Origin of the sequence: Noviherbaspirillum sp. ST9 (assembly GCF_048799745.1) — a bacterium.
Taxonomy (GTDB): Bacteria; Pseudomonadota; Gammaproteobacteria; order Burkholderiales; family Burkholderiaceae_D; genus Noviherbaspirillum.
Genome location: NZ_JBLWFR010000173.1, coordinates 1 through 562, shown reverse-complemented (window position 1 = coordinate 562; position 562 = coordinate 1). Strand labels below are relative to the sequence as shown.

1 protein-coding gene is annotated in these 562 nt (G+C 51.2%); it reads left to right on the top strand.

Going from position 1 to position 562, the window contains the following annotated elements; all coding sequences use genetic code 11:
• Window positions 1-103: 103 nt before the first annotated feature.
• The coding region (locus ACNOHI_RS25370; protein WP_420477497.1) for a helix-turn-helix transcriptional regulator at window positions 104-562 on the top strand (459 nt) is incomplete at its 3' end.

Below are 562 nucleotides of genomic sequence, written 5' to 3'. Positions count from 1 at the left end.
GAGAAAGGACTTTCGCTGTTCTGATCAGTTGTTGGAATCCTTCTCACTCATGCGAGCTGGAGAAATGCACCAGAATGCCGTTTACAGCAAATATTGTCATAATATGAACCTGGAACTGGAACCAGGTTTCTTCGATAAATATGGCCTCAGCCCCACGGCAATCTCGCCGCTGGCCTTCAGCCGCCCCGGCTCGGTCCTTCTAATGGTTCTTCTTTACCGCGAGCTGCGACACCGTGATGAAAACTTTAGTGACAGTATTCACATGCTGCTACTTGACGCTGTAGCCGGCTGGAAACAAAGCGACAGACAGCTTATGCCTTCGTGGGTGAACACAATTGACGAATTGCTTAGAGACAAGTGGAATGCCCCGGTGAGCCTCCGGGAGCTGGCAGGGGCAGTAGACGTGCACCCAGTCACCATCTCCAAATATTTCGCCCGTTATTTTGGCTGCAGCCTGGGAGAATACCGGCGGAAACTAAAAGTTGAACGAGCCATTGCGCTCATCAGCTCCACCAACCAGTCGCTTACTGAGATTGGCTATGCCTGCGGTTTCTTTGATCAG